The 22200-nt window shown below is 60.0% G+C and carries 26 protein-coding genes; 14 read left to right on the forward strand and 12 right to left on the reverse strand.

What is annotated here, in order from left to right; genetic code table 11:
- The first annotated feature begins 38 nt into the window (after positions 1–38).
- Positions 39–1790, forward strand: coding sequence for an ABC transporter transmembrane domain-containing protein (locus AACX78_RS11730; protein WP_159166304.1), 1752 nt, complete (start codon positions 39–41; stop codon positions 1788–1790).
- A 156-nt stretch (positions 1791–1946) separates the two neighbouring features.
- Positions 1947–2420, forward strand: coding sequence for a DUF4442 domain-containing protein (locus AACX78_RS11735; protein ID WP_058394447.1), 474 nt, complete (start codon positions 1947–1949; stop codon positions 2418–2420).
- 145 nt (positions 2421–2565) lie between these two features.
- Here the strand turns inward: AACX78_RS11735 and ybcJ are convergent, their stop codons facing one another.
- From ybcJ to AACX78_RS11755, 4 genes are all read right to left on the reverse strand, one after another.
- Positions 2566–2799, reverse strand: coding sequence for a ribosome-associated protein YbcJ (gene ybcJ / locus AACX78_RS11740; RefSeq protein WP_005311045.1), 234 nt, complete (start codon positions 2797–2799; stop codon positions 2566–2568).
- 175 nt (positions 2800–2974) lie between these two features.
- Positions 2975–3379, reverse strand: a complete 405-nt coding sequence (locus tag AACX78_RS11745; RefSeq protein ID WP_159166305.1) for a MaoC family dehydratase — start codon at positions 3377–3379, stop codon at positions 2975–2977.
- Entirely contained in the window at positions 3376–5160 is a 1785-nt protein-coding gene (locus AACX78_RS11750) for a class I poly(R)-hydroxyalkanoic acid synthase (RefSeq protein WP_113720428.1), read from the reverse strand. The genes AACX78_RS11745 and AACX78_RS11750 overlap by 4 nt, the downstream gene beginning before the upstream one ends.
- A 93-nt stretch (positions 5161–5253) precedes the next feature.
- Entirely contained in the window at positions 5254–5604 is a 351-nt protein-coding gene (locus tag AACX78_RS11755) for a phasin family protein (RefSeq protein ID WP_005311051.1), read from the reverse strand.
- 317 nt (positions 5605–5921) lie between these two features.
- On the opposite strand from AACX78_RS11755, the gene AACX78_RS11760 reads away from it, so the two are divergent.
- The 3 genes from AACX78_RS11760 (at position 5922) to pdxY (ending at position 8560) form a co-directional block, all read left to right on the forward strand.
- The gene (locus AACX78_RS11760; RefSeq protein ID WP_159166306.1) at positions 5922–6485 is read left to right on the forward strand and encodes a VC2662 family protein; all 564 of its coding nucleotides are present in this window, start codon (positions 5922–5924) and stop codon (positions 6483–6485) included.
- Between the two features lie 78 nt (positions 6486–6563).
- Positions 6564–7319 (forward strand): DUF429 domain-containing protein, encoded by a 756-nt coding sequence (locus AACX78_RS11765; protein WP_059167505.1) that lies wholly within the window; start codon positions 6564–6566, stop codon positions 7317–7319.
- Between the two features lie 377 nt (positions 7320–7696).
- The gene (gene pdxY / locus AACX78_RS11770; protein ID WP_021138291.1) at positions 7697–8560 is read left to right on the forward strand and encodes a pyridoxal kinase PdxY; all 864 of its coding nucleotides are present in this window, start codon (positions 7697–7699) and stop codon (positions 8558–8560) included.
- 24 nt (positions 8561–8584) lie between these two features.
- Here pdxY and AACX78_RS11775 read toward each other — a convergent pair whose 3' ends face one another.
- From AACX78_RS11775 to cyaB, 5 genes are all read right to left on the reverse strand, one after another.
- On the reverse strand, positions 8585–8926 hold the full coding sequence (locus AACX78_RS11775; protein ID WP_159166307.1) for an antibiotic biosynthesis monooxygenase family protein: 342 nt from the start codon (positions 8924–8926) through the stop codon (positions 8585–8587).
- A 117-nt stretch (positions 8927–9043) separates the two neighbouring features.
- Positions 9044–10162: a glycerol dehydrogenase gene (locus AACX78_RS11780; RefSeq protein WP_131730623.1), complete on the reverse strand. Its 1119-nt coding sequence runs from the start codon at positions 10160–10162 to the stop codon at positions 9044–9046.
- Between the two features lie 247 nt (positions 10163–10409).
- Positions 10410–10916, reverse strand: a complete 507-nt coding sequence (locus AACX78_RS11785; RefSeq protein WP_005311064.1) for a GNAT family N-acetyltransferase — start codon at positions 10914–10916, stop codon at positions 10410–10412.
- Positions 10917–11112: 196 nt separating this feature from the next.
- The gene (locus AACX78_RS11790) at positions 11113–11505 is read right to left on the reverse strand and encodes an NUDIX hydrolase (RefSeq protein WP_159166308.1); all 393 of its coding nucleotides are present in this window, start codon (positions 11503–11505) and stop codon (positions 11113–11115) included.
- On the reverse strand, positions 11502–12077 hold the full coding sequence (cyaB, locus tag AACX78_RS11795) for a class IV adenylate cyclase (RefSeq protein ID WP_099993080.1): 576 nt from the start codon (positions 12075–12077) through the stop codon (positions 11502–11504). Before cyaB ends, AACX78_RS11790 begins: the two co-directional genes overlap by 4 nt.
- 429 nt (positions 12078–12506) lie before the next feature.
- Here cyaB and AACX78_RS11800 point away from each other — a divergent pair, with 429 nt between their 5' ends.
- The 5 genes from AACX78_RS11800 (at position 12507) to AACX78_RS11820 (ending at position 15345) form a co-directional block, all read left to right on the forward strand.
- Positions 12507–13352, forward strand: coding sequence for a DUF5718 family protein (locus AACX78_RS11800; protein ID WP_159166309.1), 846 nt, complete (start codon positions 12507–12509; stop codon positions 13350–13352).
- 139 nt (positions 13353–13491) lie between these two features.
- Entirely contained in the window at positions 13492–13824 is a 333-nt protein-coding gene (locus AACX78_RS11805) for a YnfA family protein (protein ID WP_159166310.1), read from the forward strand.
- A gap of 45 nt (positions 13825–13869) precedes the next feature.
- A complete protein-coding gene (locus AACX78_RS11810) occupies positions 13870–14337 on the forward strand; it encodes a GNAT family N-acetyltransferase (RefSeq protein WP_201302841.1) in 468 nt (155 codons plus the stop codon).
- Between the two features lie 32 nt (positions 14338–14369).
- On the forward strand, positions 14370–14807 hold the full coding sequence (locus AACX78_RS11815; protein ID WP_159166311.1) for an acetyltransferase: 438 nt from the start codon (positions 14370–14372) through the stop codon (positions 14805–14807).
- Positions 14808–14862: 55 nt separating this feature from the next.
- Positions 14863–15345 (forward strand): ASCH domain-containing protein, encoded by a 483-nt coding sequence (locus tag AACX78_RS11820; protein ID WP_108536748.1) that lies wholly within the window; start codon positions 14863–14865, stop codon positions 15343–15345.
- Between the two features lie 274 nt (positions 15346–15619).
- Here the strand turns inward: AACX78_RS11820 and AACX78_RS11825 are convergent, their stop codons facing one another.
- Together AACX78_RS11825 and AACX78_RS11830 are read right to left on the reverse strand one after the other, a co-directional pair.
- Positions 15620–17023: a DEAD/DEAH box helicase gene (locus AACX78_RS11825; RefSeq protein WP_159166312.1), complete on the reverse strand. Its 1404-nt coding sequence runs from the start codon at positions 17021–17023 to the stop codon at positions 15620–15622.
- 217 nt (positions 17024–17240) lie between these two features.
- Positions 17241–17717 carry a glutathione peroxidase gene (locus AACX78_RS11830; RefSeq protein ID WP_159166313.1) on the reverse strand — a complete coding sequence of 159 codons (477 nt, stop codon included), beginning with the start codon at positions 17715–17717 and terminating at the stop codon, positions 17241–17243.
- A 277-nt stretch (positions 17718–17994) separates the two neighbouring features.
- On the opposite strand from AACX78_RS11830, the gene AACX78_RS11835 reads away from it, so the two are divergent.
- Together AACX78_RS11835 and AACX78_RS11840 are read left to right on the forward strand one after the other, a co-directional pair.
- Positions 17995–18603, forward strand: coding sequence for a 2OG-Fe(II) oxygenase (locus AACX78_RS11835; RefSeq protein ID WP_034523454.1), 609 nt, complete (start codon positions 17995–17997; stop codon positions 18601–18603).
- 202 nt (positions 18604–18805) lie between these two features.
- A complete protein-coding gene (locus tag AACX78_RS11840) occupies positions 18806–19795 on the forward strand; it encodes a D-alanine--D-alanine ligase (RefSeq protein ID WP_159166314.1) in 990 nt (329 codons plus the stop codon).
- A 61-nt stretch (positions 19796–19856) separates the two neighbouring features.
- Here the strand turns inward: AACX78_RS11840 and AACX78_RS11845 are convergent, their stop codons facing one another.
- Positions 19857–20270, reverse strand: coding sequence for a VOC family protein (locus AACX78_RS11845; RefSeq protein WP_159166315.1), 414 nt, complete (start codon positions 20268–20270; stop codon positions 19857–19859).
- 166 nt (positions 20271–20436) lie between these two features.
- On the opposite strand from AACX78_RS11845, the gene AACX78_RS11850 reads away from it, so the two are divergent.
- Complete coding sequence (locus AACX78_RS11850) at positions 20437–21204, forward strand: tRNA-uridine aminocarboxypropyltransferase (RefSeq protein ID WP_159166316.1); 768 nt, start codon at positions 20437–20439, stop codon at positions 21202–21204.
- A gap of 210 nt (positions 21205–21414) precedes the next feature.
- Positions 21415–22194: a TSUP family transporter gene (locus AACX78_RS11855; RefSeq protein WP_159166317.1), complete on the forward strand. Its 780-nt coding sequence runs from the start codon at positions 21415–21417 to the stop codon at positions 22192–22194.
- The last annotated feature ends 6 nt before the right edge of the window (positions 22195–22200 follow it).

Consider the following 22200-nt stretch of genomic DNA (forward strand, 5'->3'; position numbering starts at 1 on the left):
CCGTTACTCGCGTCTGAAACAAGATGTGGGGAGACGCTGTGAATCCAACGATCAAACGCCTGCTCGCTTATTGCGCCCGTTATCCCCGCTGGCTGGTTCAGGCGGGGATCTGCCTGCTGCTGGCCACCGGCGCCGAAGTGGCCGGCCCTCTGCTCATCAAGCTCTTTATCGATGACTATCTGGCACCGCGCCAGCTGGTGTGGCCTCCCATTACCGCCATCGCGGTTGGGTATCTTGGCCTGCAAGTGCTCTCGGCGGCGGGTTTCTATCTGCAATCCCTGCGTTTCAACCGCATCGCCCAGGCTGTGGTGCAGACCTTGCGCGAGCAAGTGTTTGCCACCGCCATCCGGCTGCCGGCCCGCTACTTTGACCAACATCGCTCCGGCTCGCTTATTTCCCGCATCACCAACGACACAGAGGCGATCATGAACCTCTATGTGCAGGTGATCGGCCTGCTGGTACAAAAAGTGGTGCTGCTGTGCGGCATCCTTATCTCCATGGCCCTGCTGGATGTGCGGTTGATGCTGGTGTGCGCCTGCTTGCTGCCGGCAGTGGCGGCTGTGATGTGGCTCTACCAGAAATTGAGCGTGCCCGTGGTACGGGCGACCCGCAGCTTGCTCTCCGACATCAACAGCCGCCTCAATGAGTCGCTGCAGGGAATGCCGGTCATTCAGGCCATGGTACAGGAGCGCCACTTCGCCAACGCCTTTGCCGAGGTGAACCAGCAGCACTGGTCGGCGCGGCTCAAGAGCCTCAAGATCAACGGCATTCTGCTGCGCCCCCTCATCGATTTGTTCTACATGATGGTGCTGATAGGCCTGCTGGCTCTGTTTGCCCGCGAGGGCTTGAGTGCGGGTGGCGCCATCCAGGTGGGGGTGCTCTACGCCTTCATCAGCTATCTGGGGCGCATGATAGAGCCGCTCATCGAGATGACCAACCAGCTCAACCAGCTGCAGCAGGCCATGGTAGCCGGGGAGCGGGTATTTGCTCTGCTCGACGAGTCGCGGGAGAGCACGGATGGCGAGAGTCCTGCGTTGCAGGGGCGGGTCAGCTTCGACAAGGTGAGCTTCTCCTACGATGGCCAGCAGCAGGTGCTGCACGAGGTGAGCTTTGCCGCTCGCCCTGGCCAGATGCTGGCGCTGGTAGGTCACACCGGCAGTGGTAAGTCCACCATCATCAGCCTGTTGATGGGGTTTTATCCGCTGGATCAGGGCACTATCCGTTTCGATGATCACCCCATGGCTGAACTGTCGCTGGCGGCGGTGCGCCGCAGCATAGGTCTGGTGCAGCAGGATCCCTTTATCTTCGTTGGGACTTTGGCGGAAAACCTGCGGCTCGGCCGTGACGGCATCGACGAGGCCCGCCTCTGGCAGGCATTGACCGAGGTACAACTGGCAGATTTCGTGCTGAGCCTGCCAGATGGGCTGGGAACCCTGATGGAGGAGGGGGGCAAGAACCTCTCCGCCGGTCAGCGGCAGTTGCTCTCCTTCGCCCGCGCCCTGGTGGGAGATCCGCGCATCCTCATCCTGGATGAAGCCACCGCCAGTGTGGATTCCCAGACCGAGCTGGCGCTCTCCACTGCGCTGGCAGCAGCCCGCCGTGGCCGCACCACCATCGCCATCGCTCACCGGCTCTCGACCATAGTCGATGCCGACGAGATCCTGCTGCTTTCCCGCGGTCAGGTAAATGAGCGGGGCACCCACGGTGAGCTGATGACGCAGGGAGGACACTACGCCCAGCTGTTCGAGATGCAGAGTCAGGGGGCCTGGCTGGAAGAGAAACGGGCCTGATCGCCAGGCCCGTTGTAAAAAAGAGAGGGAGCCCGAGGGTTCCCTCTTTTTTTTGTGTTCACCGACAAGCAGCAGAAGCGTGATCGGCAACCTTGTAGAGCAGGGTGGTTGCATGGCAACATGCCGTTTACATTAACTCATCGGATCAGTTTGCATATGGACCTGCAACGTTTCAAAGCCAATCTGGCGCTCCGGCTGTTTGCCTGGCGCTACATTCCCGTTATCGGCTTTTGTGCCCCCGTGATCGAACGGATGGATGCGAAGGCACTGCGCATTCGCATTCCCCTTGGCTGGCGTACTCGCAACCATCTGGGCAGCATGTATTTCGGCGCCCTGGCGACCGGTGCCGATCTGGTGGGGGGATTGCTGGTAATGGAGAAGGGACGGACTAGGGGCAAGAAGGTACATTTTGCTTTTAAAGATGTGCAGGGGGAGTTTCTGAAGCGGCCCGAGGCGGATGTGCAGTTTGATTGCGCCGCCGGGGAAGAGATAGATGCCATGATCGACGAATCATTGGCGACGGGGCAGAGAGTCAATCGTCCCATCCAGGTGGTGGCGACTTGCCCGTCACTGAATGGGGATGAGGCGATGGCGCGCTTTGTGCTGACCTTGTCGATCAAGGCCAGCTAGTCAGCAACCGGCTCACTTGCGCCTCCAGGCAGGAGGGAAGCAGCCGGTCTTCTGGCTCGGTTCCGAGTGCATCACGACTGTCATGTTGCGGATGCCAGCTACTGGCTAGGCCACTCTTCTGATCTGCTGGTAGTGCTTGCGGGGATCAGAGGATCTCAGGGCTCACGCCCTCTTTTACCACGACTTTCATGCCGTTGAAGTTGACCACTTGCTCGGCCACTATCTTGCAGCGTTTGCGGGTCTCGACCTGACCGTCCACTTCCACCAGACCGTCGGCGACGAGGGCCTTGGCCGCGCCGCCACAATCGGCCCAACCCTGATGCTTGATAAGGTCACACAAGGCAACGAAGGGGTGGCCTTCGAGCAGAAACGTCTCCATGGGAAATCCTCTAGATGGATGAATGGCTGAAACAGCAGGGCGAGTATTTTAGGCAGTTCGGGCCAGCAATGAAAGGGCGGGGTAGAGAAGGCATCATAAAAGCAGCGTGACAGTGTGAACGACAAGGGTCAGCCCGGCGGGTGCCGGGCTGACTCAGGGAGTGCAAGTATTGATGTCAGCCCACCTTCACCACGGCTTCTCCGGTCACGGCGAGGGCGCCGCCAGCGGCCAGGATGCGGGTGGCCAGGGTGATGATGGGCTTGTCACTGCGCATGGCGATGATCTCCACCTCGGCCGTCACCTCATCTCCCACAAACACCGGCTGCTTGAAGGAGAGACTCTGCCCCAGATAGACGGCGCCCTTGCCTGGCAACTGCTGGCCCAGCAGCCCGGAGAAGAGGCTCGCCAGCAGCATGCCGTGCACTATGGGACGCTCGAATGGCGTGGTAGCGGCAAAAGCCGAGTCCAGGTGCAGGGGATTGAAATCCTCCGACAAGCCGGCGAAGGCCTCGACTTCGGCTGTGCCGAACCGTTTGGTCAGGCTGGCTTTTTGCCCAATTTCAAGGGGGTGTGTGTTCATGCGGGCTCCTCTTCCGGGGTGTTGGCAAAGACAGGGTTAAGCCGCACCTTGACATAACCGCCGGGGGCTGCCTCCAGTCCCTCGCTCGGGATGCGGGCGGGTACGGATGTGGCCTCCTCTTCACGCCCCTTGATGAAGGCCGCCATCTCGGGCCACCAGGAGCCGCTTTGATGGGTTGCCTGCTCAAGCCAGGCGTCCGGGGTGTCACTGCTCGCATCGCTGTGCCAGAAGCCGTACTTGTTGGCCGCTGGCGGATTGATGATGCCGGCAATGTGGCCCGATTCGGCCAGGATGAAGCGCTGCTCGCCGCCAAACAGCTTCATGCCCTGCCAGGTGCCCTGCCAGAGGGCGATGTGATCGTCCATGGCCGAGACCAGCAGCACAGGGGTCTTCACCTTGGCCAGATCGATGCGGGTGTTGCGGATCTTGAGCTCCCCCTTCACCAGCTGGTTCTCCAGATAGAGACGGCGCAGCAGACTGTTGTGGGTCTTGCCCGCTACGTTGGTGCTGTCGCTGTTCCAGTGCAGCAGATCGAACGCCACCGGGCTCTGGCCCTTGAGGTAGCTGTCGATGTAGTAATTCCAGTAGAGGCTGTTTTCCCGCAGCAGGCTGAAGGAGACCGCCAGCTGGCGTCCATCCATGATGCCCTTGGCCTCATTCTGGGCCTCCAGCGCCGCTATGATGGGCTCGTGGATGAAGATGCCAAGCTCCCCCGGCTGGGAGAAATCGAGCAGTGTGGTGAACAGGGTGGCGGATCGCACCCGCTGTTTCTGGCGCCGCGCCGCCAGCCAGCCCATGGCGAGTGACAGGGCGGTACCGCCGATGCAGTAACCGATACCGTGCACCTCACGCTCGCCGGTGGCCGCTTCCACACCGTCCAGCGCAGCGATCACCCCATCGACCACATAGTCGTCGAGATCGATATTGGCCTGCTCCACCCCCGGGTTGCGCCAGGAGATCATGAATACCGTCTGGCCCTGGGCGACCAGCCAGGCGACCAGAGAGTTCTGGGGCCGCATGTCCATGATGTAGTACTTGTTGATGAAGGGCGGCACAATCAGCACCGGCGTCCTGGCCACGGTTTCCGTGGTCGGGCTGTACTGGATAAGCTCGTAGAGCTCGGTGCGTTGCACCACCCGGCCCGGCGTCAAGGCCAGATCCCGCCCCAACTCGAAGGCGGACTCATCAGTCAGGCGGATGTTGAGCTGATCGGCGCTGCGCTCAAGATCCTCGGCCAGCAGGGCCAGTCCGCGTACCAGATTCTGGCCGTCGGATTCCAGAGTGAGCCTGAGCAACTCGGGGTTGGTGGCCAGAAAGTTGCTGGGCGCCATGGCATTGAGGTATTGACGGGTAAAAAAGCGCAATCGCTCCCGGCTCTTCTGGGGAACCCCTTCCAGCGCATCTACCGAGGCCAGCAGGTGTTTGGCGGTCAGCAGATAGGATTGCTTGAGGTAGTCATAAAGTGGCTGGTCACGCCAGGCGTCGTCCTTGAAGCGGCGATCGCTGCGCTCGGGCGTGATCACCGGCTCGCTCTCCTGGCCTGCGCTTTTGAGCAGGGTGTGCTGCATCAGCTTGAGCTGATCCTGCCACCAGTTCATCTGGGCATTGATCAGTTGCCAGGGTTGCTGAGTACCCTGTTCCAGTACCTGGCCCAGATCGTCCAGATTGGTCTGCAACAGCGCCTGCGCCGTGCGCTCCGTCTGTGCCTTGGCCATGTCCAGCAACTTGTCGTTATAGTGGGCCAGGGCCTCGAACAGCGGGCCGTAAGATGATTGGCTCATGTTCTCTCCTTCACCCACACCCGTGACAGGGCGAGCCTGTCGTGTCGGGTCATGGGGAGATGTGGCTGCCCGCATCGGGCAGCCAGGGGGATATCAGGCCTTGCCCGTGCTCTTTTTGATGCCGTCGGCCGCCAGGGTATCCAGCTCTTCCTTGAACTGCAGACCCAGCGCATTGAGCTTCTGGATGTCATCCAGCATCTGGCGGGAGAGCTGGCTTGCTGTTTCCAGCTGCACAGTGCCGAGGGCCGCCAGGCTCTGGGTATCCTGCACCTTGCCAACCGCCTGCAACTGGCTCAATCCCAGTTCGGCATAGGCATTGGCGGAAGCCAGCTGCAACCGGGTCAGTTGTTCAATATTGCTGGCCAGCAGCTGGTTGTAACGGGTGAGGGGGGCAGCAAAGCCTTGCATCTGCTCGGTAAAGGTCTTGATTACGTCCATATTCATCGCGCGTCTCCGTGGTTGACAGCAGGGTATTGCAAAAGGCCGACAGGCCCATTCTTTGGTTACATCCGTTCGACTACATCCTGAAGTCGTTACGTGTCGTTTGCTCTGTTCAAACGCACGTTTGAGTATTGTGTTACCAAATGAGGCTTGATGTAAATAATATAAATGTTAATTTTTGCTTAAATTTTGATTCTGGTCTGGCCAGGTAGCAGAGTGAATTCAGACGGGGAATGACGCAGCCACGCCTGCCCGGTCTCGTTCCTTCCTGCCAGTACTGATAGGCTGGCGCCACTCTCTGACCGTCAAGGAAAGCCCCGATGAAACCTGCCCACCTCTTGCTTGCCTGTGGTTCTTTAGCCCTGAGCGGTGTCTCCCATGCCAGCACCCCGATTCAGGTCTCGCTGCCCAGTGTCAATCTGCCTGCCTCCCATCAGGTTGAAGGCGCCAGAGCCTCCTTTCTCTATGGCCGCACTGGTCAGGTAAAAGGGATAGATCTGCCCATCTTGGCCCTCTCCGACGTGGATCAGTTCAGCGGCCTGCAGCTTGGCGTCTTCCTCGGCGCCGGACGGGTGCGCCATCAGTTCAACGGTGTGGCCATCAATGCCGTCAACTGGCACGAGGGACAGGACAAGGGGGTGAACCTTGGCTTCGTCAACCTGACCAACAATGTGCAGGGCCTGAACTGGGGCGCCGTCAACATCGCCAAGGGCAATGCTCTGGCCAACGTCGGCTTCGTCAACTATGCCGAACGCACCACCTTCCAGTTGGGTTTCATCAATGCCACCAAGCATCTGGACGGGTTGCAGATAGGCCTTGCCAACTACGCCGAGAACGGCATTTTCCCCATACTGCCGCTGATCAATTTCAAGAAATCTTTCTAAGGCGCGCTCCCGGCCTTGCTTTAGGGGCCGCAGCCATTACCCTGTGCTCCATTGATAGCGCGCAGAGGTGACACGGGCATGACAATGGAACACATGGATGCCATCGGTATCGGCTGGGATGTGAGAGGCTGGCAGGGGAACGCCCAGGCGGTGGCCGTGGTGGGTTGGCAGGCGCGCGAGCAGCGCCTGCACTGGTTTGGTGTGTCGCCCCTGTTCCGGTTGAGCTCGCGGGTGGCGCCGGATCTGGATGCCCTGCTGCGCCCGGCGCTGCAAGATGAGATGAGCCTGATGCAGGTGCTGGCTTGCCCGCAGCTGGCGCTGGGTATCGATGCGCCGCTCGCCTTTCCACGTGCCCTGGGCGATCTGCTGGCGGGGAGGGCAACCGAGTGCGCCGTGCCCCAGCGCGAAATTGACAACCCTTATGCCTATCGTGATTGCGAGCGCTGGTTGCACCGGCAATATGGCAAGAAGCCCCTCTCCGCGACCTTCGACCGGCTCGGCAACAACGCCACTCTGGCGCTCTCCATGCTGCCCCGGCTGGGGGATCTGCAACTCGTACCCAAGCTGCAGTCTCAGGCCGATCGCGCCGTGCTGGAGGTCTATCCCGCTTTGGCCAAAGTGGGTGGCAAGGCATCCGCTGTCAGGGCCGAGCTGCAACCCCATCTGCCTGCAGAGTTGGCGACGGGCACGGATCGCTATGACGCTGCCATCTGCGCCCTGATGGCGCTGCAATACGCTGCCAAGGGGACTGTGTCTCTGCTGCCACCCCTGATACAAGCGCCCGCCGACATGGTACTGGATGAAGGCTGGGTCTATCACTTCGCGCGCCCTTGAAAGTAGGGCCGAGTACTGACCTCTCGGCCTTTTTCTGCTTCTTTTCTGCAGGGTGTTATACAGGGTGCCCAGGTTTTTCTTTGCTTTCCTCCGTGCCATCACGCAGCCAGACCCGATGCTGGTTTATTGCTCTCATATGCCATCAAACAAAAGCATGGGATCACCGCGTGAAACTCGGTCAAGCCAGGGGGAACCGTCCCTGGTCTGGCAGGGCAAAAACGGCACTAACAGGGCATGGGGTGGGATTGTGATGACAAATTCATCGTTTGATGGTGATTTTCGGGGCTAAATAGCGGTTTGTGCCGTACAAAAGTAGAAGTGCAATCTCCTCATCCGATATATTGCGCCTTTCCCTGTTCTTCTCTGCGGTGATGTCGATGAAACGCATTCTCTCTATCCAGTCCCACGTGGTGTTTGGCTGTGCCGGTAACAGTGCCGCCGTGTTTCCCATGCGCCGTCTCGGCATGGAGGTGTGGCCCGTCAACACGGTGCAATTCTCCAACCACACCCAGTACGTGGCAGGCTGGCAGGGAATGGCGATGCCTGCCGGTCACATCAGCGCCCTGGTAAAGGGGTTGAGTGATATCGAGGTGCTGGGCCAGTGTGACGCCGTGTTGAGCGGTTATCTCGGCTCGGCCGAGCAGGGGGATGAGATCCTGGCAGTGGTGGCCGCGGTCAAGGCCGCCAATCCCAATGCGATCTATTTCTGCGATCCCGTCATGGGGCACCCGGAGAAGGGGTGCATAGTCGCCCCCGGCGTCACCCGTTTTCTCACCGAGCAGGCGCTGCCGGTGGCCGACATCATGGCACCCAACCTGCTGGAGCTGGAGACACTGTGTGACACCCACCTGGCGGATCTGGCCCAGACCCGGGTGGCTGCCCATCAGCTGCTGGCCAAGGGGGTCAAGATGGTACTGGTCAAGCATCTGGGGCGTGCCGCACAGGAGTCGGGTCGTTTCGAGATGCTGCTGGCCACCCCCGAAGGCGACTATCTGATCGCCCGTCCGCTCTACGCGTTTGCCCGCCAACCAGTGGGGGTAGGGGATCTTATCAGTGCTCTGATGCTGGCCAATCTGCAGACCGGCTACGATGCCGTGACTGCCTTTGAGCGAACCAATGCGGCGGTGGATACTGTGATGCTGCACACCTGGCAGGCAGAGGCTTACGAACTGCAACTGATTTCAGCCCAGGATGCGTTTGCCGAGCCAGTGATCAAGGTGCGCGCCGAGCGGTTGGCCTGATCACCCAGGCTTGCGAGCCCATGATCACACGGCAGGCAGTGCCGCCGTGTTCACTCCCAGCGCGACTGCCTGACAGTGTTCCACTCCTTGATAGTGTTCCACTGTGGGGAAGGGGTCGTAGAAGTGGTGCAGCAGTGCTTTCCATTGCTGGTACTGAGCGGAGCCGCGAAAGCCCTGGGTGTGATCTTCGAGCCGCTGCCAGCTGACCAGCAACAGATAACGGTGAGGATCGGTCAGCGAACGCTGCAACTGGTGCCCGGCGTACCCTGGCATGGCGCTGATGATGGTCTGGGCTTGCCCAAAAGCCTGTTCGAAGGCGGCGGCCTGACCCGGGATAACCTGCAGATGGGCGACTTCCAATATCATGATGACTCCTTGTCTTGAGAGGGGAAGCGCCATTTCAGCAGTTCAGGCCACAACGAACAAGGCCAGCCGTCAGGCTGGCCTTGTTCGTTGTCGATCATCAAGGAGTTTTATCCCGGATCAATCCCGCGGATAACGGGCCCGATAGCGCTCGGCCATGGCGTTGGCCGCTATCATGGCGTTGTAAACATCCTGCTCGCTCACGGCCATCGGCATATTGACCATGGTGTCGAGGGGATCGCAGGCAAGCGCTGCCACCTTGCGCCACTCGCTCTCGATGAAACGGGTCAGCCCCATCTCCTGCAAGGTCATGGGCAGGCCGGCAACCTGGATGATGCGCATTACCTCATCGACCTCGGTCTGGGGCGCGCGCTCCAGCACCAGCTGGGTCAGCAGACCGAATACCACCTTCTCCCCGTGCTGTGCCCGGTGCAAGTCAGGTACTACCGACATGCCGTTGTTGACCGCATGGGCTGCCGCCAGACCACCGGCCTCGGCGCCGACGCCACTCAGGTAGATGGTGGCTTCAATGATCTGCTCGAGCGCCGGTGTGGTGACATGATGGTGAATGGCATCCATCGCCATTTCTATGTTTTCCCCCAGCAGCTCATAGCAGAGTTTTGCCAGGCCAAGTCCGGTACGGGAGGGGCGCTTGCCCACCAGGTTGATGCCATCGGCCCGATAGCAGGCGCGGGCCTCGAAATAGGTGGCCAGGGCATCCCCCACGCCAGCGGCGAAGAAGCGGGCAGGGGCCGCCGCTATGATGGCGGTATCGGCGATCACCACGTCCGGGTTCTGGGGGAGGAACAGGTAGCGCTCGAACTCGCCCGCCTGATTGTAAATCACCGCCAGCGCGGTACAGGGCGCATCGGTGGAGGCAATGGTGGGGAACAGCACAACGGGACGGCGCAGGTAGAAGGCAACCGCCTTGGCCACATCCAGGGTCTTGCCGCCGCCGATACCGACGATCACGTTGGCGCCCTGCTGTTCGGCGAGATCGCAGAGGCGACGGATCTCGATATCGGTGCATTCGTAGTTGAACTTCTCGACCCGTCCTTTCAAGCCTGCTTGCAGCAGACCGGCCAGCGCCTCTTCGCGCACCCGCTCCAGGATGAACTCATCGCTGACGAGCAGGGCGTTGTCGCCAAAATCTTTTACATGATCATGGAGTTGAGGCAGAAGGTCGTGACCTATGATGAACTTTTTGGGGGAGGTGACGGTACGAGGCAGAATAGGCATGCAGGATTCCTCAAGGCAGTGAGTGACACCCGTTAGGTATGCAAACGGGTCTTCCTGCCACACCATACGCCTCGCTCGCCATCAGGTGAAGGGGTAATGGCGCAGGCCCCTTGTCAAAATTAATCAACTGGTGTGTTTGATTGTTTTTTTGCAAAGGGGCGTGCCCTGCTTGAACAAGCGCGCAACGCCGCAGCACAATGCGCCCTCCGGGGAAAGAGTGGCGCCTTGCTTTCCCGGAGGGCATTCATCAGAGCTGCTTGTAGAAGAAGAGGGTGGCGGCCAGGGTACCGTCGGCATTGCGGGCAAAGTCCGGGATCTGGCCAACTTCCTGATAACCGAGCTGGCGATAGAGGCTGGATGCCACGTCGCCGACCCGGGTATCGAGCACCAGCAGGGTGCGTCCCTTATCCCGGGCGCCTTGCTCCATTGCTGCCATCAGGGCGCGGCCGACGCCCTTGCCACGGGCGTGGCTGTGCACCATCAGTTTTTCTACCTCGGCCCGGTGGCGGCCATTTGCCTTGGTGCAAAGCGCCAGTTGCAGGGCCCCGACCAGGTGGTGCTGCTCGAAGGCAACCCAAAGCCGACGCCTGCCTGCTGCCAGCTCAGTCTCGATCCCTTGCCAGTATCCCAGCCCCTGATCTTCTGTCAGTGGCGGCAAAAATCCCACCGAGGCGCCATTGGCCACGCTGTCTTGCAGCAGGGTGATGAGCGCAGGCTTGATGCCCAGGGTGGTATCAACCTCAACTATGTCCATCGAGAGTCCTTGTCAAACGTGGTCGCGACAGCGGGTCTTGCCCGCTGCGGCTGAATGCACAGATACAATCCAGTGTCATCAGCATGGCTGGTCAGACTCGCCTTTTCTGATGCCGATTTCAAGTCGGGCACCTCTGCAGGGTGCGCAGGATCACGCTTGTCCATCAGCTCCACCACGGGTTCATCAGCCGCACGTCTTAGCGGATAAGGTTTTGCTCTGCCAGCCAGGCGAACAGCAGGCGGGACACGGGGGAAATCTGTTCGAGGTGGCGGCTATCGAGCCAGCGCAGTTCGGCGATCTCGGCCGAGGCAACAGGTGTACCGCTGGTTTCACCGGTGTAACAGCGCAATCGGACCTGCACGCCTTCAGGCTTGCCATCGGCCTGGGCGCTGAATTCGCAGGCAAGGCGCAAGGTGCCGGCTTGCAGGATCACGCTCAGCTCTTCCTCGATTTCTCGCATCAGCGCCGCTTCATCGCTCTCTCCCGCCTCGCGTTTGCCGCCGGGAATGTAGTAGATGGCCTTGCCGTGGGAACGGGCGCAGAGCAGTTGCTGATCCTTGAAGGTCAGCCAGGCGAGTTTGTCGATCATGAGGGCAGTCTCTCTGAGTTGAGGGTGAGGCTCTGCTCGCACAGGGTGCGATAGGAGCGGGTTTCGAGTTGCCTGGAGGAGAGGCCGAGCCGTGTGGCTAAATCCTGCAACTGCTGGCGATAGCTGGGCAGCAAGGTCTCGTCATCGGTCATGATGGCCAGCTCGGCAAAGTCGCCGAGCCCGTCCAAGTGATCCAGCGTGACGTGGAAAGGGCCAACAAAGTAGATGCTGCGCCGCTTGCTGATGGCCAGCACCTGCTGATAACCCAGGGTCTGCAGCATGCTCGCAGCCTTGTCGGCGTCCGTGATATTGACCGCCTCGCAGCGATCCCGCTCGGGCCCCTTGACGATCCAGAGCTTTATGCCGGAAGGCTGCATGGTACGGATCACCAGGCTCTTGCCCTCTGTGGCCAGGGTAGGTTCCGGTGTGTCGAAGTAGCTGTCCTGCTCCAGATTGTTTTCCAGCATGACTTCCGGATCCAGCGTCTTGAGCGCGGAGATGAAGGCGGGTCTGTCATCCAGTCGATATTTGAATTCGACTTCATAGCGGCCCTGAAAATGATCCTGTGACATTGAGACTGTCCTTGTAAGCTGCTGGCGTGTGCTGGATGGCAGCCTACCAAAGTTGAGGGGCTGGCCCAAGGGGTCAGCCTTGCTGGAGATGGAAACGCTCTGTTTCCCGTCGGGCTCGTTTGCGCTTTGTGATTTTCCAGCAGAGCGCTTTTCTGCAGGCGTGGCTGATCGGCGGATTGCCTTTGTCAGTGATCCGGCTGGCCGCCAGCCTGTCAGCAAGAGAGGGAATGAAAAACGGGTGTTAACAGGTGGTGAGTCCCTGGTTAGAGAGTCGCCAATGGGCGCCAAAAAGTTCGCGCTGGCGCACAGGATGGGGCGCCCGGACTGGGCGGGAACAGGCCCCTGTGGTTTAATCCTTGCCACTTTCGCGGTAGTTGCACCCGCTTGATGGGGCAGCTACCCCCGCTTTGGCAAGATGCAGGTGATCAGATGCAAGTGACAGCAGAGAGCAAATTTATCGGACTCGGGGTGGCTGGCAACTTCGCCGGCCACCTGGAGCAGGCTGGAGAAGCCTCGGATTTCGTGGCTGTGGTGGTGCGTGATACCACAGCGCCCAAGGCGCTGTTTCCCTTCTATGTGCCGGGTCACCCGGGTCAGCTCGGCGTCTTCCCCCTGAGCGAGAAGGCCATCTTGCTGCCAGAGGCGGCGGTCAGTGGTGACGAGAAGGTGCAGATCGAGCCGGAAGTCGCGCTCTGGTGCGAGCTGGAGTACGCAGGTACCCAGGTAGTTGCCATCCATCCTCGCGCCTTTGGGGCCTATAACGACTGCTCCATTCGTCGTCCCAATGCCAAGAAGATCAGCGAGAAGAAAAACTGGGGGGAAGAGAGCAAGGGGCTGGCAGCCAATCTGCTGCCACTCAGTGGTTTTACCGCGGGTTGCGAGCTTGATGACTATCGCATTGCCTGCTATCTGGAGCGCAATGGCGAGCTGCACGTTTACGGGGTAGACAGCGCCGCCGTTGATTACAGCTATTTTCATCGACAGCTGCTGGACTGGGCCATCGACAAGTTCAACCATCAGCAGGATGAGGGCCCGGCAGAGCATATTCAGGGGCTGCTGGCCCAGGCTGGCTACCCGTCACATGCGCTCATCAGCATAGGCGCCACCCGTTATACCCCCTTTGGCGAGACCCACTTCCTCAAGCCCGGCGATACGTCTTGTGTGCTGGTCTATCCGGCCAGCCGTTATAGCGAAAGTGATATCCGCGAGGCCATTCGCACCCGTCAGTTCGGGCCGGATGTATCAGCCCTGCTGCAAGCGGTCAAAACCCGCTAATTCCACCACCTTCCCCCGTGCTCGTGGGGGAAGGCTCGCCTTCTTACCATTCCAATCCCGTCTCTTTTCGCTGTGCTTACATAACCTGATGATTTATTTTAACATTCAGCCTGTTTAGCAAGGGTGATAGAGACACATCATGGTAGAACTCAAAACGATCGGGCTGTTTCTGATCACTGCGGTGGCCGAAATCGTCGGCTGCTATCTGCCCTATCTCTGGCTGACACAGGGCCGAAGTGTCTGGCTGCTGCTGCCAGCGGGTTTGAGTCTGGTGCTGTTTGCCTGGCTGCTTTCACTGCATCCGACCGCTGCTGGCCGTGTCTATGCCGCCTATGGTGGTGTCTATATCTTTGTCGCCATCCTCTGGCTCTGGCTGGTGGACGGTATCAGACCCACACTCTGGGAGCTGGTGGGTTCGCTGGTGGCGCTGCTCGGCATGGCCATCATCATGTTTGCACCAAGGCCCGCTTAGAGTCCGGGGTGACGCTGCGCCGCGAACAAGATCAGGAGGATCCCCATGGTGGTGATCAGAACGTGCAATCAACAAGACGTAGCGGGTTTGCTGACCCTTTATCGGGAGCTGAGGCCCCATGATCCGCCGCTGGTTGAAGCCGAGGCGACTCTTGCCGCCTTGCTGGCCCAATCCCATGTGCGGCTTATCGTCGCCGAGGTGGAGGGTCAGCTTGCCGCCACCTGCCAGCTGGGGGTGATCCCCACCCTCACCAACGGTGGCAGGCCGTTTGGCATCATAGAGCACGTGATCACTGCGGCCCGATTTCGGCGCCAGGGGCTGAGCCAGCAAGTGCTCGAGCAGGCGCTGGCCATCGCCTGGCAACAGAATTGCTACAAGGTGATGCTGTTGTCAGGGGAGGGGCGTGAGGCGGCCCACCGCCTGTATGAAAAGCTGGGTTTCAAGGCCGGCATCGAGAAGGGATTCGTCATCAAGCAAGTGGATGCCAAAGGCACAGCCGAGCCTCTCCGGTAAGGCTGTTCGTGCCACACAACAAGAGTCATGTCATGAAGATTGAACAAGCAAAGACGCGGGATCACCCGACCCTGATCAGCCTCTGGGAAGCCTCGGTGCGCGCCACTCACCACTTTCTGCCAGAGGCGGAGATTGATGTCCTCAAGCCGCTGATCCTGGAGCACTATTTCGCGGCCGTCGATCTGGTCTGTGCCAGGGACGAGACAGGTATCGCCGGTTTTTGCGGCGTGCACGATGGCAATATCGAGATGCTGTTTCTCGCACCCGAGGCAAGAGGCCGTGGCATCGGACGGCTGCTGGTGGCCCATGCCATCAGCCGCCAAGGGGCAACCAGGGTGGACGTCAACGAGCAGAATGCGCAGGCGCTTGGCTTCTACCAGCGCATGGGGTTCGTCGTGACGGGGCGCTCGCCACTGGATGGCCAGGGCAAACCCTATCCGCTGTTGCATATGGTGCTGGCATCCTGCTAAGTGATTTGGTTGAGGTTGGACCTGTGCCTGACAGGCTTTGATTCAAGGAGGAAAAATGACCCCGATCCAGGAGGCGTTTCTGGATGCTTATCTGGCAACCCTCGATGTGGCGGAGCGAGCAGCTATCCCCCAGATAGTGGTCGAGCACTTCTGCGATGACGAGTTCAATGCCAATGAGTGTGCCCGTTTGATCAACGCGGGGATCAAGCGAGCTTCGTGCAGTCTGAAGGCGGGCTATGAGCAGGAGAACGAGTGCTTGCCCAAGGTCGGTCGTGTGAGTCTGGTGCTGAATTGGGCGCAAGAACCTGTGTGCATCATCAAGCTGACAGACGTGAGCATTTGCCCCTTTCACCTGGTCAGTCCCGAGTTTGCCGAGTCTGAAGGGGAGGGTGATGGCAGTTATGGCTGGTGGCGACAGGCCCATCTTGATTTTTTCAACCGCTATGCAGCCGGGATCGGTATCACTTTTACCGAGCAATCTGAGCTGGTACTGGAGCGCTTCGAAAAGGTCTTTCCGCGTGATCTATCCCGCCAATAAAAAACCGCCGAAAGGCTAATGCCAGTCAATTAAGCACTTTTATGACTGAATATTCGAAACTATTGAATAATAGGGTCAGTGCCATGGTTAGAGCGTCAATTTGGCTGAAACCTTTGCCCTGACTGGTATCCAATAAAAAGAGGGAGGCATCATGCCTCCCTCACTCTGTAGCCCTTATAGCTCGCGGGTTGGGACTCAAACTCTCTTAACTGACTCGCATTACCGCCGAAAGGCGGTTTTTTTGTTTTTCAGTGCAGACCGCTCACGGCTGGCATTACTCCTCGTTGGAGTTGTCCTGATAGCTGTCGCGCAGGGCCCGGGGCAGGCGGCGCATCGGGGTGTGCCCTGCGTCTACGCCACCGCGATCCTTCTGGCGCGCCGGTGCCGGTTGCTTGCTGCCATCGGCTTTGGGTTTGCCGGCTCCCAGCTTGCCTTTGCCCTTGGCGGACGCTTTGGCATTGTGCTTGGCGTTGGCATGGCCGCGATCCCGCGGCGGGTTTTGTACCGGCTTGCTGCCCGGCAGGGTCTGGCGAGTCGGTTTGCCGCTTGGCTCATAACCGGCCAGGATCTCGCTCGGTATGCTGAGGCCGATCAGGGACTCGATGGCCTTGAGCTGATCCTGTTCATCCTGGCTGACCAGGGAGATGGCTTCACCGCCACGACCGGCACGGCCGGTACGACCGATGCGGTGGATATAGTCCTCGGCCACCTGCGGCAGCTCGAAGTTGATCACATGGGGCAGCTGATCGATATCGAGACCACGGGCGGCGATGTCGGTGGCGACCAGCACCCGTACCTTGCCTTCCCGAAAATCCGCCAGCGCCCGGTTGCGGGCACCCTGGCTCTTGTCACCGTGGATGGCGACGGTATTGAGGCCGTCTTTTTCCATCTGGTGGGCGAGGCGGTCGGCGATCTGCTTGGTGCGCACGAACACCAGCACCCGTTGCCAGTTATTGCGGCCGATCATGTGGGAGAGCAGCTCGCGCTTGCGCTCGCGGTCGACCTTGATGATGCGCTGGTTGACCTGCTCGGCCGTGCTGTTGCTCGGGCTCACCTCGATCAGGGTCGGGCTCTTCAGCAGATCGTCGGCCAGCTCCTTGATCTCGTTGGAGAAGGTGGCGGAGAACAGCAGGGTCTGCCGCTCTTCCGGCAGCGCCTTCATGATGCGGCGAATGTCGGTGATGAAGCCCATGTCGAGCATGCGATCCGCCTCATCCAGCACCAGCACTTCCAGCTCGGTCAGGGTGAGGGCGCGCTGGGTCAGCAGATCCAGCAGGCGGCCCGGGGTCGCGACCAGGATGTCGACGCCGAGCTTGATGGCCTCCAGGTTGGGCTTGATGCTGACGCCGCCGTAGGCGATCAGGGTGCGAAACGGCAGGTGATGGGCGTACTTGATGATGCTTTCGCCCACCTGGGCGGCCAGTTCACGGGTCGGGGTCAGCACCAGGGCGCGTACCTGACGACGGCCACCACGGCCATGGTTGGCCATCAGACGGTGCAACATGGGCAGGGTGAAACCGGCCGTTTTACCTGTGCCTGTCTGGGCGCCGCCCAGCACATCCTGGCCTGCCAGCACAGCCGGAATGGCTTGCTGCTGGATGGGGGTTGGCTGTTCGTAACCCAATTCCTTGACGGCCCGCAGAATGTGCGGTGACAGACCCAGTTCGTTAAATGACATGTTCGAGAGAGACTCCTGAGGTGAGCCTTGGGCTCAACGAGTGACGGACAGGCGCTAACGCCTGGCCTGTCACAACATAAGACGCAGCGGACCACCTGGGCAGCCAGCCACGACATAGAAAAGATAATGGGGGCGTAATATAGCAGATGTACGGCCTGCACGCAGCAGCCGTGTCACTTGCCCGGGCCGCTGCGTGGGTCTGGTCCCGTGGCGAGGCTCAGAGCAGTGCGCTTATCTCGTCCAGCAGGCTCTCTGGCTTGGTCTGGGGGGCGAAGCGCTCCACCACCACACCCTCACGGTTGATGAGGAACTTGGTGAAGTTCCATTTGACGTTTTCCAGTCCCAGCAGCCCGGGTTTTTGCTGTTTAAGCCAGCGATAGAAGGGGTGGGCGTGCTCGCCGTTGACTTCGCACTTGGCCATGATGGGGAAACTGACCGGATAATCCAGCGAGCAGAAGCGGGCGATTTCGTCCGCATCCCCCGGTTCCTGATGGCCGAACTGATCGCAGGGGAAGCCCAAGATCACCAGCCCTTTGGGTCCCAGCTGCTGGTAGAGTGCCTCCAGTCCCGTGTATTGGGGGGTAAAACCACAGCGGCTGGCCACGTTGACCACCAGAATGACCTGACCTTGCAGGGCGGTGAGAGAGAATTCGGTACCATCGAGGCGTTGCAGGGGAAGATCGGGCAGAGACATGGTGCACTCCAGAGAGGATGGGGCCCATTCAGGGCAGTGGTTATGCACGTTAACGGGCCCGGGATCCCGAGGCAAGCAGCAAGTGCCGGGTTTGCCTCCCCTAATGCATCCTTTTGTCGAGCCAGATCACAGGGCGGCGAGGCCGGTACGATAAAGGGCGCCTTCTGTGGCGGGATAGCGTATTGATGGTGGGACTTCTCAGGAGAAGCAAACTGGTTTGTGCTCAGGCCAGGAAGTCGCTAAAAAGCGCCCTCTCTCCACTTATTGCGAGCCAATCTTGGACTATCAAGCTGTCATGGATGCCATTTACACCCGGGGATGGGTGATTGTGGATGACTTTTTAACCGCCGTTGAGGTGGATGCCCTCAAAGCCTGTCTGCCCCATGCGTGGCATCCGGCCGGGATTGGACGGGAAAGTCTGCATCAGGGCAATCCCGATATTCGCCGTGATCAGATCCACTGGCTGGAGCCTTCCTTGGGGGCGCCAGTGGCGGACTATCTCGGTCGCATGGAGTCCCTGCGCCTCGCCGCCAACCGCATGCTGATGCTGGGGCTGTTCGATTACGAGGCCCACTTTGCCCGTTATCGCAGCGGGGACTTCTATGCCACCCATCGCGATGCCTTCGCCGGTCGCTCCAACCGTCGCCTCACCTCTGTCTTCTATCTCAATAACGACTGGCAACCTGAGGCAGGTGGTGTGCTCAGGGTCTATGACAACGACGAGCAGCTCTTGATGGATGTCTCTCCCAAGGGAGGGCGGCTGGTATTGTTCCTGTCGGAGGAGTTCCCCCACGAGGTACTGCCCGCCAATCGTGAGCGTTACAGCATAGCCGGCTGGTTTCGGGTCAATGGCAACGGCATGGGGCGCGTGGATCCGCCGCGCTGAGCCCTTTTCGTCCCGTTTTTGACACAAGAGGGGATTTTTACGGGCCGCGGCTGCCTGATGGTGCCCCCATCAGCTGACAAGGCTTTATTTCCCTTGCTACACTGGCTCGCACTTATGTTCGTATCTGGCTTCGTCCATTTTTAGTGCGGTTGAATTATCACATTGTCATGACGAAGCCGCTTCTCCCAAGGGATCACATCTAATGAAGAACATGCATGTCTTGCTGCTGTGCGGCGGCGGCGGTGCCGAGCACGAAGTCTCTCTGCGCAGCGCCAATTTCCTTGAGCAACAACTCGGTTTGGTGCCCGGTGTCGAAGTGACCCGGGTCGAGATGTTTGCCGACCGCTGGCTCTCTGCCGATGGCCGCGAGTGCAAGCTGGGGCTGGACAAGCTGCTCTCGTTTGACAGCGTGGCCCGTCCGGTGGACTACGTGGTGCCTTGCATCCACGGCTACCCGGGTGAGACCGGCGATCTGCAATCCTTCCTCGAGCTGGCGGGCCTGCCTTATCTCGGTTGCGATGCCGAGGCGAGCAAGATCTGCTTCAACAAGATCAGCACCAAGCTGTGGCTTTCCGCCATCGGCATTCCCAACACCCCCTATCTGTTCCTGACCGAACAGAACGACGCCGCCCTGACCGAGGCAAAAGCCGCCCTGGCCAAGTGGGGCAAGGTCTTCATCAAGGCCGCCTCCCAGGGATCCTCAGTGGGCTGCTACTCCGCCAGCAACGAAGCCGATCTGCTGCAGGGGATCAAGGATGCCTTCGGTTACTCCGAGCAGGTGTTGATCGAAAAAGCGGTCAAGCCCCGAGAGCTGGAAGTGGCTGTCTACCAGTACGGTGACGAGCTCATTGCCACCTATCCTGGCGAGATCTGCGTGCCGCAGGACAAGTTCTACACCTATGAAGAGAAGTACAGCAGCGCCAGCCACACGGCGACCAGCCTCAAGGCCGAAGGCCTGACTCAGGCGCAGGCCGATGCAATCCACGAGTATGCCCTCAAGGCGTTCCGTCAGCTGAAACTGACCCATCTGTCGCGCATCGACTTCTTCCTGACGGAAGATGGCGAGTTCTTGCTGAACGAAATCAATACCTTCCCCGGCATGACTTCCATCTCCATGTTCCCGAAACTGCTGGAGCATCACGGTCACAGCTTTGCTCACTACCTCGAGCAGATCCTGCGCAAACCCGCCTGATGGTTTGCCAGCAACAACAGAGGGGCCCATGGGCCCCTCTGTTGTTTGCAGCTTGTCCAGATCACATGGGAGCAGGGGTGAACAGCCAGATATGTGCCCCTTGTGGATCGGCAATCAGGGCCATGCGCCCGACTTCCGGGATATTCAGGGCCGGCACCACCACGGATCCTCCATGCTGGCTGACCTTGGCCACCCTGGCGTCCACGTCATCCACTGCTATGTAGGTTGCCCAGTGGGGCGGTACGCCGGCCATATCGGGATTGTCACGGGTCGTCTGGACCCCGGCTACAGGTCTGCCATTGACGACCAGCATGGGGTAGTTGCCTCCCTCCATGGCCATGGTCTGGCTCTCCCAGCCGAGCACTTCCGTGTAAAAGCGGATCCCGGCCTCGGCGTCCGGAACATAGAGCTCGTGCCAGGTGAAGGCCGTGCCTTCCGCCAGGGCATGTTCTCTTGCCATATCTTGTTCTGCCATCGTCTTCCTCCTGTGTCCCATGCGTGGGCGCATGGGTTGACGACCAAGTATAGAGAGGTGTGGCACCCCGGCTTGCCCCGGATGGGGGGCCTTGCTGCGCGGCGGACGGCTCGTTACAATCTGCCCCCTTTTTTCCCGCAATGTGCACCGCCAGAGCCGCGCCCCCATGAAGCCAATCCCAGATCACGCCGTCAATCGCCTGCGCGTATGGCGCAAGAGCATCTCCACCCGTCCTTTTCTCGCCCGTGGTGGCACTGTGCCCCGCTGCGAGGCATGCCAGTTGCGCTCTGACTGGTGCGCCTGTGAATGGCGGCCAGAGCTCAAGGCCGAGGCCGGCTTCTGCCTGCTGATGTATGACAGCGAGCCCATGAAACCCTCCAACACGGGTCGCCTCATCGCCGACGTCCTGCCGGATACCACCTGGGCCTTTCTCTGGAAGCGCACCCAGCCCCATCCAGAGTTGCTGGCACTGCTGGCCGATCCCGTCTGGCAGCCCTATGTGGTGTTTCCCGCGTGCGAGAAAAACCCGGCGCGAGTGACCGAACAGGTCATGCTCGCCCCCGGCAAGAAGCCGCTCTTCATCCTGCTGGATGGCACCTGGCCCGAGGCGCGCAAGATGTTCAACATGAGCCCTTATCTGGATGGCTTTCCCGTGCTGGCGGTAAAGCCGGATGCACTCTCCACCTATGGCATGCGGGTCGCCAATTGCGACGAACACCTCTGTACTGCGGAAGTGGCGGCCTGTGTGCTGGAGGTGGCCGGTCAGCTGCAAGCCGGACAGGCGTTGCAGCTCTGGTTCAATCTGTTCAGCCGTCGCTACATGGCGGGCCGTGTCAGCCGCACACCCGGTGAGGATGAAGTGCAGCTGCAACAGGCGTTGGTTGCGATAAAGGGCGGCGTACCAGCTGAGGCGCTGGCTGATAGCGCCGCCTGATAGCGCCGCCTGATGGCGGGGAAGGGGAAAACAGGGTGAGACGAATAAAACTGATGAAAATATGGAATCAATTGGCTGCCACTGTTTCGTTAGCCTCATGAGCCCATGGCCTTTAGGATAGCGGCCAAGTCAGCTTGTCCGGCTTGTTTACACAGCAAATTCAACAAGGGCCCCTCTTTTGCGGGCAACCCTGTCTCGCGAGGTCTATGGATGGAATTGGAACTGTTTACCCTGCTCGCTCTGTTCGGGGTGGCGCTGATTGCCGGCTTTATCGATGCCATTGCCGGCGGCGGTGGTCTCTTGACCGTCCCCGCCCTGCTGGCGACCGGCATGTCGCCGGCGCTGGTACTGGGCACCAACAAACTGCAGAGCAGTTTTGGCTCCTTCTCGGCCACCTGGTTTTATGCCCGCAAGGGGCTGCTGGAGTGGGCCATGATCTGGCCTGCGGTGATCTGCACCTTTATCGGTGCCGCCATTGGCACCCTGGCGGTGCAGACCATAGACGCCGCCATTCTGGAACGGCTCTTGCCCTTCCTGCTGATGGCGTTTGCCTGCTACTTCTTTTTCTCCCCCAGAGTGAGTGATGCAGAGAGCGCACGCCGCCTGACCCCCATGGTGTTTGCGCTGCTGGTGGGGGGCGGAGTGGGCTTTTATGACGGCTTCTTCGGCCCGGGCACAGGGTCGTTTTTTGCCATCGGCTTTGTGGCGCTGGCGGGTTTTGGCATGGCGCGGGCCACAGCACACACCAAGCTCCTGAACTTAACTTCCAACCTTGCCTCCCTGCTGTTTTTTGCCCTGGGTGGCAAGGTGGTGTGGAGCGTTGGTTTCTGCATGGCGCTGGGGCAGTTTATCGGTGCCCGTGTTGGCTCCAGACTGGTGCTGAAGAAAGGGGTCAAGCTCATCAAGCCCCTGCTGGTAACCGTCTCTGTGCTGATGTCAGCCAAATTGATGTGGAGCCAGTATCCCGAGCTGTTTGCCTGGATCCAGTGAAACGGC

Origin of the sequence: Aeromonas sp. 9A (assembly GCF_963900955.1) — a bacterium.
Taxonomy (GTDB): domain Bacteria; phylum Pseudomonadota; class Gammaproteobacteria; order Enterobacterales; family Aeromonadaceae; genus Aeromonas; species Aeromonas salmonicida.